Below are 9,054 nucleotides of genomic sequence, written 5' to 3' on the forward strand. Positions count from 1 at the left end.
AATCGCGAGTGGTCTGTGAAAATGCGTTTGCTGGAGTCAAGCGTTACAATGCGGTGAGCGCTATCTATCGCAATCGAAAAGCGGAGTTTGATGATCACCTTATGCTAACCGCAGCAGGATTATGGAACTTCTACCTGACTGCGGCATAGGAAGAACTTGAAAGGTCGCATTGGCTAGCTCTGTTCTTATTTCCCGACAACTCTAGTAGCAGCGGCTGGAATACATTCAAGAAAAATCCTGTTGAGTTTGCTGGCTTTACACTTGTGTTTTTCTTGATTAATGTTGCGAGCGCCAAAGTTAGCCAGTTCGTTACTCTGGAGGGGTTCATCAACCTCTTCATTTCTGCTCCTTTAAATGCAGGATTTTTAATCGTGGCATTTAAACTTTTGAAAAATCGCGCTACAACGTTTGGTGATTTTTTCAGGGGTTTCAATAACTACCTGCCGCTTCTCCTGGTCAGTCTCGTTTCTAGCGTAGTGATTGGTATTGGGTTATTACTGCTTCTCGTTCCTGGTATTTACCTCGCAGCTGCTTACATCTTTGCACTCCCCTTAGTCCTCGAAAAGAAGATGAACTTTTGGGTTGGAATGGAGTTTAGCCGCAAGCTGATTTCCAAGAATTGGTTCTCTTTCCTTGGTTTTGCTTTTGCGTTGGTACTACTAAACTTAGCAGGTGTTTTACTGCTGGGTGGGGGTCTACTAGTGACGATTCCGATCAGTGCTTGTGCGATCGCTGCCGCCTATGCAGACATTGTGGGTTTGACACCTAGCAGTTCTGATTTTGGAAGCGGGGTTAGTGCCTGAGTGCCTCTTCTGGCAAATCTGCTTGAAGAAGGCGAATAGTTTTTGACCAGTCGCCTTCTTTATCTGCGCCACTTAATGGCAGGTCTCAACTTTCTCTGACTGCCAACTCACTGCCAACAACAGGAGAACAAGCTATGAATGTTAACTTACAGACTAATGTTTTTGATGTCATCATCGTCGGTGGCGGTCCAGCCGGTTTGACTGCTGCCCTGATGCTCGGACGAGCCTGCAAACGGGTCTTGGTTTGCGATGCTGGCAAGCCACGCAATCAAGTTGCTCATGCTGCCCATGGTTTCTTTTCTAGAGATGGAATTTCACCTGCGGAACTGCTGCAAATTGGACGAGAGCAATTACGTCCTTATGATGGGGTTGAAATTCAGATGGGTGAAGTGGTCGATGCTCAGAAAATGGGCGATCGCTTTCAAGTGACTCTGAGCGATGGCAATCAGTTTGTCGGTCGCAAACTGCTGTTGGCCACGGGTATGAAAGATTCACTTCCGGCAATTGATGGATTCGCAGAACTTTGGGGTAGCAGCATTTTCCACTGTCCTTACTGCCATGGTTGGGAAGTGCGAGATCAACCTTTAGCAATCTATGGCAAGGGAGAGGTAGCACTTGAAATGACATTTATGCTAACCGGCTGGAGCCGCGATTTAGTGCTCTGTTCAAATGGTCCTGCCGAATTAACCCATGAGCAACGACAGCAGTTAGCAAATTGGGAGGTTCAGCTACGCGAAGAAAAAATTGCTCGGCTCGAATATCAAGACGACAAACTGACAGGGATCGTCTTTACAAACAATGAGGTGCTGCCCCGTCGCGGTATATTGCTGCGCCCTCCGTCCTATCAGCACAGCCATCTAGCCACAAAGTTAGGCTGTAACCTTGGCAGCGACGGCATTGTACAAGTGGATGAGAGTAAGCAAACCTCAATTCCTGGACTCTATGCGGTGGGCGATGTGTCTAGTCCTTATTCACAGATCGCCGTAGCCGTCGCGAGTGGGACGCTCGCTGCTGTTTCCATCAATCACACTTTGACTGAAGAGAACCTAGTTCATCTCAGCTTATCTCAGTGCTTAACGCAGAGAACTTGAGTGTTCTGAATTGGGTTCTCGTTGAACAATGGGACCAACAGACAGGCACTAAGCCGTCTTTCGATAGTGAGAAAACGAACATGAACGTGCCCCCCCTTAGAAGCGGCATCCGCTTACTTTTAATCGCCGGACTCTTTTTAGGAACCACTCTAATCACTTCTTTAGGAACTGTCATGAACACCACAAGCGCACAACACATCAAACCCACCATCATTCTCGTTCACGGTGCATTCGCCGAGTCGTCTAGCTGGAATGGCGTCTTAACCCAACTTCATGAGCAAGGTTACCCGACGGTTGCCATAGCCAATCCCCTACGCGGTGTGAAAAGCGATGCGGACTATGTTGCTAGCGTTCTCAAGAGCATTGAGGGTCCCACAGTGCTAGTCGGCCACTCCTATGGAGGTGCTGTCATCACTAACGTGGTCGGCAACGAGAATGTGAAGGCGCTCGTCTATGTTGCGGCTTTCGCCCCGGATGCCGGTGAGACTGCCGTCGAACTCTCAGGGCGTTACTCCGGCGGCACGCTCGGGCCAACACTGGCACCACCGGTTGCCACACCGGATGGTGGTAAAGATCTTTATATCCAGCAAGACAAGTTCCACGCCCAGTTTGCAGCAGATGTGCCGGCCGCAGCCGCGCAGCTGATGGCTAGCACCCAGCGACCCATTACAGAAGCTGCTCTTAACGAAGCCTCGGGTACACCTGCCTGGCAGTCCATCCCGTCCTGGTTCATTTATGGCGATCGCGACTTAAATATTCCGGCAGCAGCCCTTTCGTTCATGGCGAAGCGCGCCAACTCGAAGGAAACGGTTGTTGTGAGTGGTGCATCGCATGTAGTGATGGTTTCTCATCCAGATGCCGTTGCCGAGATTATCGAACATGCTGCGGTCGCGCGATAAAGGGATTGGAAGAGGATACGTGCAAAATTCTGTAATATACGTCTGAAAGCTTTGCCTTAACTTGATTTCACCTTTTCTCGATTTTCGTGATTCCAGCACTAAAATCTTACGGAGGAATGAACATTTGAAGGCAATTTTGCAGGTTTTTACATGTATCCTATCGGAACCCTTTTAAAGGCTTGATTAGAGGAACTTTGAGCAGACGGGGAGGAAAAGTTGTCTTAGAATTATCAGGTAGAGATAAGTGATGTTATCTCTATCTAAAACCAACCTAACTGGACGATCGACTATGGATGACTCCCCCACTGACCCTGTTCTCCCAATCGTGATCGTCCCCCTTGAAGGTGGCAAGAAGGAAGAACTCCGGCGATTGGAACCACCCGACTTACGCCATTAGCAGATCGAGGAGTTCCTGCGGCAGATGGGGAAGGCGGAGAATACCCAGCGTGTCTATCAAGGACAACTGGTACGGTTTACCGCGTGGTGCGACAAGTCCGAGCTAACTGCCAGAACCGAATCGCTAAATCTGCGTAAGAGTCCGATTACCGATTTAATTCAAGAAGGAACAAAATGTTCATTGGTGATCCGGAAACGTGATATTGAAAAGCGATAGCAGGTAAGGGGTGCGTGCAATTCGCAAAATGCCCCATAGCCCTTGAGCAACTGCCCACTTCAGCACACCGCTTCGATACATATAGTCTCCGGCTCGGTTGGCGGTTTCTAGCTCATAGGTGCGAACTGTGCCACAGGAAAGGGCTGCTTCTGATGCAACGCGAGGGCTTCCTTCACCCATGTAACGCCATTCGCGCCAGGTATGCCCATGAATTGTGAAGCTATGGTTGCGGGGGCGATCGGCAGCACAAATCAAATGGAAGTGAACGGCTCTGCGACGTGGCACAATCCAAACGGGCGTAGCGGGATTTGCTAGATTGACTCGCGTGGCATCCAGCAGGGGTTCAACCCGATAATTAAACCCTTTGTTGCCCTGGTCTTCTGTGTCTTCTGCGTTGTCCACCAGTACATCGGGATCGCCTGCACGGGAGAAATCCTCTGGCTTATCGGGAAAGGGAGCATCGCGATCGCCATCCACAAATAACCGCAATCCATCCTGGAGCAACAGCACAACCTCTTCGTAGCGATCGCCATACTGTCCCCGAATCGTTGCTCGCGCTCCATGCCAGGCGGTAGGACTAAACAGCGGTGCAGTTGGTTTGCCCGGAGGCACAAAGCGCGGAGTTGCGCTGGGCGGCTCAACAATCAGAGCGCCAATCAATCCATGACGGCGGTGATTTCGCACATCTGCCATATCTTGCAGCAAGACGGCGCCGACCTGATCCGCATACCAGAGATACGTGTAGCGTTGACCCGGTGATATGCTTTGAATCGGATTCTTGCCCACATTTGCGCCATCGTGCTGCTGCACATCGTAGCGAAGTAGATCCGCATGCAGGGAAACCTGATTGGAAACACGGCGATCGTCCACATCTGCGAGCACACCGGGCGAAAAAGGCTCAGGCCTTAAACTGGCTGGCAAGCGATTATGCAGCTCGATTTCGACCCATTCCCCGGCACGACAGCGTAGGACGAGTGGTTCGGGTTGAGCAGAGGCAGAGACCGGTTGCCATTCGGTTGCTCCGGGGGTGGCAATCGCATCGAGACGATAGATCAGACCGAACGGATCAACCAGATTGGAATCACGATAGGTTAGCGATCGGGCTTCGGCAACGACCTTGAAGCGGCGTCGCAGCCGAGGTTCTGGCGGTGTGGGCAGCGGGGGATCCGTGATCGGAGCGATAGGAGTGAGTTTTTGTCCCACTTCATCGAGTTGCGCTGGATCATAACTGCGAATCAATCCCCAGCAGCCAACCCAGAGATCATCGGCCCCGGCAAATTTCCACAGATAGTCGCCTGCGCCATAGGACTCCTGCACCTTGAAGGTAAAGGCTTCTGAGATGCCCAGCGTTTGCTGATTGACCAGCAGCGATCGCGAATCGTTACGGAAACGTCGCCAGCGCATTCCGTGAACCTGGAAGCTGTGCTGTTCTTCGTGTGACCCCTGCACTAATCGAATCCAGATTGGCTCGTTGGGCAGAGTATGGAAAATGGACGTATCGGGTTCTTTTACCTTCAGGGAATGGAACCAGTAGGCAGGCTCATCCTGACGCTCTCGCAGCGGAGTCGACCGATAGTTAACTGCCATCACGCCATTGTCATCGTGGCTGCCCGGTTGGTCGGGTGGCTCGATCGGTTGTCCCTTGCGATCGAACATGGGAATCCAATCAGCGACGCTGATGCAAAATTCACGGAATTCCTGCACGCCGTCGATCGGTTGTGGCAGTTTAATCACCGCCTGTTGTCCACTCAGGATTGGCTGGCTGGAATCAAATGGGTTGTGGAAGGTTGCGCCTTCGGGTTCGACGATTAATGCCCCGAATAAACCGTGTTTTTGGCGATAGTTAGCAAACAGATGATCGTGAAAGAAGATTGTGCCAAACTCCTCGTCTGCCCACCAGCGATACACCATTTTTTTACCCAGGCGAGGTGCGCTCAGATAGTTCCAGCCCGTGCTGGCGCCATCACCACAAATTGGGTCAAACTTCACCATATGCACGTGCAGCCCGCATTCTCCTTCCCACGGCAGTTTGTCACAAGGGGGAAATGCCGGATCGAATGGAGTTTCCTCGATGCAATCGGGCAGTTGATTGTGCAGCGTTAGTTCCAGCACATCCTGCTGGCGACAGCGGAAAAACAGCGGTTCTTTCGCTCGATCGCGCTCATCCGGATCGCCCTCGGCTTTCAGGTAATACAAATGCCCATCCGGGTCATACCAACCGTCGTCGTTGTAGTCAATCCGTCGCTTGACGACGCCAATTTCATGATTCGGCTGCGGCAGTTCACGCGGATAGGGAAAGCGACCAAACAGTTCACCGGGACGCGGATCGGCATTAAACGCATTGCGCTCCAGAACAGTGGCTTCCTCATAGTCAAGCTCGGCTGGCATCGTTGCAAAGTCTCCCGGATAAGGCGGTCTGGGTGACTTCTGACCGACAGTTCCTGGGATAAACAAAGGGAAACCAGGGCGATCGGGGGTCGGCGTGGGCGGCGGTTCGCGATCGGGTAAAACGGCTAATTTCGCGATCGGTATGCCGTCGGGATAGCGTCCAATGCGGCGACCCTGATAGCGACCATCCTCGTCGGTTAAACAGTCTCCGTCCATGCCGTCCTGACGGGTATCAAAGGTACGAAAGATGCCCCACATTCCCATGTGGAAGTGCGGATACAGATGGCAATGCCAGATCACATCGCCGGGAACGCCCTGACGATTGCCTGCGCCCCATAGCGGAACGATCGTGTGTCCAGTTTGCGGGCTGATGCTGATTGCATCGATTAGGGGCGTTTGCGGATTGTGGGGAACCACGTGCCACGCATACAAGTGCAGGTGAAACACATGGGTTTCTTTCACGCCCGCATGAACCAGCCGAATTCGCACCGGATCACCGAGATATGCCCGCAGAATGGGAGTTGCAGGATCGCCAAACATCCATGAGCTGTGGTGCTGCTCTTCGTTCAGAACGGGGGCATTCAGCGTTCCCTCACGGCGTTTCTGCCAGATAATGCGCTCCCGGCTGATCATCGGCTCTGCGCGGTAGCTAATTGGCATCAGCGATCCAGAATGAGCATCGACACCGTGCCCGCCATGTCCAACCTGTCCATTCTCGCCATGATCATCAGATTGGCAGGGATTCTTTTCCAGCTTGCCATGCGGCGGCACAAACTCTGGCTCGTCGTGAAAGAAGATGACATACTCGCGGAAAGAAGCGTTGTCATCGGCATATTTCGAGGGCTGAGAAAAGCGATCGCCTGTCTTGGGAAAGGATTTCTTTGGGGATTGCGACAGCTCTGCTCGCGATCGCAAATGCACATCTGCATACAGCCCGTCTTCTAAAAGACCGTCCATGCCCACTTCTGGATCGCTCCACCAAGCGTTCTCAGGTTCGACAATCAGCGCCCCAAACAAACCATGGGCATTCGTGCCGTCTTGATTACCAGAGAAATTCCCGGCGTCGTGAAAGGGAAATACACCTTCGTGTTTGCAGTGCCAGATGTATTTGCGGGTTTCGCCTGTGGCAACCAGACTGGAAGCATTTCGCCCCACCTGTGCGCCATCGCTGGTTTGAATGTCGTAGCCGTCTCCGACCAGATGCAATCCGATCGAGCGATCGCGAATTTCGTTCTCTAGCTGCACCTCGACAACGTCACCTTTACAGGCTCTCAGCACCAGTGGACGCACCAGCGGATGAGGCTGTTTTGCTTCTTCGGGTGTTTGGGGCAGTTCGATGCCAAGCTGCTGAGCACGGGCGCGAGCTTCTGCGATGAGTTGAGCCTCTGCAACCGGACCTTGCATTAATTGCTTAATATATTTCAGGATGGGTAAATTCTGCTTCAGCGTAAACATCAAACCATTGTGATTATGATCGCCATACTTGTTGAAATATATTGTTATCTCGATCGCCACAACCTGATAGCAACGGGAGCCAGAGTCAGTCAGCGGCAGCATAGTAATTTCCCCGCGAGACAATAGAAATATCTGTGAATAATTGAATCGTCACAATCTTGAATCAATAATTCCAGTACACACACGGGTACTTTATTCGGTTATGTCGCAAAAATTGGTTAATGGTAAGGTAGGCAAGCCCAACTCTGTCGACGTTTCTGGTGTTTGATCATCGAGTTACTGAAAATGGGACAGTTGAACGTTTCCTACGATCGGTAAGTGAAAATTAAACTGTCTCCTACAAACTCTGGAGTGTAAAACAAATCCTCCGATACTGTTGGCGAACCTCGATGAGGATCACACCTCCCTTAATCCGGCACTAGAGCCGCCAAACGAGAAACTCGAGTTTTTGCTCTTGGTACTCCAGTCAACCAGTTGATCAAGCGCTCAAAGTTCATTGCAGCAGCGATCGCAGTATTTTGCAAATGGGTCTTGGTTAGTCCTCGATATCGAGTTTGCCTTAATCCAAACGCTCGAACTCCTTGAGAGAGCGTTCCTTCAATCCCAGCCCGACGCTGATAGCGTTGCTTTCCCTCAGCACTGACCTGAGTCGCTCGGGCGTTCTTAAGCGCTTCATACTGTGCTTGTGGCATCAGCAGTACACTGCGTGCAGCAGGCAGTTTTGCTCGAGTACATTGAGAGCGAGCAGCACAAGGACCACAGTCCAACGTAGAAAACCTGGCTTTGAAAACAGGATGCCCATCCTGCCCTATCAAAGGGGACCAGGAAATGGACTGCTTCCCTTGCGGACAAGTGACATGCTGCTGTTCCCAGTCCACCGTAAACTGCGTAAAGTCAAAGGCATCTACGGTTTTGGTTTGCCAAGTGACGTTAGGACGAGTCGGTCCCACAATCGTAATGCCTTGTGCTTGAGCCTCTACAAGCAGATGAGCATCAACATAAGCTGAATCGACATAGTGCTCGCTGGGCGGCAATTCTTTATCAATCAATGCTTGGTGAATCTCTTGAGTACAGTTAGCTTCATGCACAGTGGCAGGAGTAGTCATCACATGGGTGATCAAATGGCAATCGTCATCCTCACAGGTCTCGCTCCAATGCACCATGTACCCAATCCAGCTCACTCCATAGCGACTGCGATAGCGAGCCTCGGTGTCATAGGGAGATTCAATGCCCTCAGTTGCCTTCGCTAATTCTCGCTTTGGCTTAAAGCGCACCTGCTTAAATCCCGTCTTATCATCGATGAGCACTTCATAATGTCGTTGCCAAACGAGTTGCAGTGCAATAATGCTTGAGAGTTGTTGCCATTCAATCGGCAAATTGGATGTTTCTAGATGTTCTAAAAGATGGTAAATATCGTCTCCTATCGTTTGTGCATAACTCTCCCTCTCCGTGTTGCTTCGAGGTAATCGAGTTTGTTCAATTCGACTACCATAGCGCTTGTACCAAGGCTCTAAAGCAATTTCTTGTAACCATTCAGGAACAAGTGTTGCGAGTTCATTCAGAACGGCTCGAAACGTTTCTGCAACGAGCTCTAAGTGATTCAACTCCCGAATCGAAGCTAAAACGCGAGTTGAATCAGTACGCTGTTTCCCTCGAGCTTTCACCAAGCCCAAAACGCGGCAGTGTTCCAAGAGCCGGTCCAATAATATAGCTTTACGGATACACGTTCGAACAATGGTTGAAGGCAGCATCGACACAATCGCGAAAGCTATCAAATTCATCCCAGCGTTGACGCATCCAATTCT

General features: G+C 51.1%; 6 protein-coding genes. 4 read left to right on the plus strand and 2 right to left on the minus strand.

Annotation, left to right across the window (positions count from 1 at the left end):
• Positions 1–263 precede the first annotated feature (263 nt).
• The 4 genes from H6F80_RS12500 (at position 264) to H6F80_RS12515 (ending at position 3,190) form a co-directional block, all read left to right on the plus strand.
• A complete protein-coding gene (locus H6F80_RS12500) occupies positions 264–803 on the plus strand; it encodes a hypothetical protein (protein ID WP_199296537.1) in 540 nt (179 codons plus the stop codon).
• 134 nt (positions 804–937) lie between these two features.
• Complete coding sequence (locus H6F80_RS12505) at positions 938–1,894, plus strand: NAD(P)/FAD-dependent oxidoreductase (protein ID WP_190791876.1); 957 nt, start codon at positions 938–940, stop codon at positions 1,892–1,894.
• 173 nt (positions 1,895–2,067) lie between these two features.
• On the plus strand, positions 2,068–2,793 hold the full coding sequence (locus H6F80_RS12510) for an alpha/beta fold hydrolase (protein WP_242067318.1): 726 nt from the start codon (positions 2,068–2,070) through the stop codon (positions 2,791–2,793).
• Positions 2,794–3,040: 247 nt separating this feature from the next.
• Entirely contained in the window at positions 3,041–3,190 is a 150-nt protein-coding gene (locus tag H6F80_RS12515) for a hypothetical protein (RefSeq protein WP_190791878.1), read from the plus strand.
• Between the two features lie 177 nt (positions 3,191–3,367).
• On the opposite strand, the gene H6F80_RS12520 is transcribed toward H6F80_RS12515, so the two are convergent.
• Positions 3,368–7,351, minus strand: a complete 3,984-nt coding sequence (locus tag H6F80_RS12520) for a multicopper oxidase domain-containing protein (RefSeq protein ID WP_190791879.1) — start codon at positions 7,349–7,351, stop codon at positions 3,368–3,370.
• Positions 7,352–7,656: 305 nt separating this feature from the next.
• Positions 7,657–8,625, minus strand: a complete 969-nt coding sequence (locus H6F80_RS12525) for a transposase (protein WP_190791880.1) — start codon at positions 8,623–8,625, stop codon at positions 7,657–7,659.
• Positions 8,626–9,054 lie beyond the last annotated feature (429 nt).

It is taken from the genome of Leptolyngbya sp. FACHB-711, assembly GCF_014695615.1.
Lineage (GTDB): Bacteria > Cyanobacteriota > Cyanobacteriia > Elainellales > Elainellaceae > Leptolyngbya_A.

Coding starts and splice junctions, on each gene's coding strand:
- H6F80_RS12505 (WP_190791876.1), top strand. CDS start 938: ATGAATGTTAACTTACAGACTAATGTTTTTGATGTCATCATCGTCGGT.
- H6F80_RS12520 (WP_190791879.1), bottom strand. CDS start 7,351: ATGCTGCCGCTGACTGACTCTGGCTCCCGTTGCTATCAGGTTGTGGCG.
- H6F80_RS12510 (WP_242067318.1), top strand. CDS start 2,068: ATGAACACCACAAGCGCACAACACATCAAACCCACCATCATTCTCGTT.
- H6F80_RS12515 (WP_190791878.1), top strand. CDS start 3,041: ATGTTATCTCTATCTAAAACCAACCTAACTGGACGATCGACTATGGAT.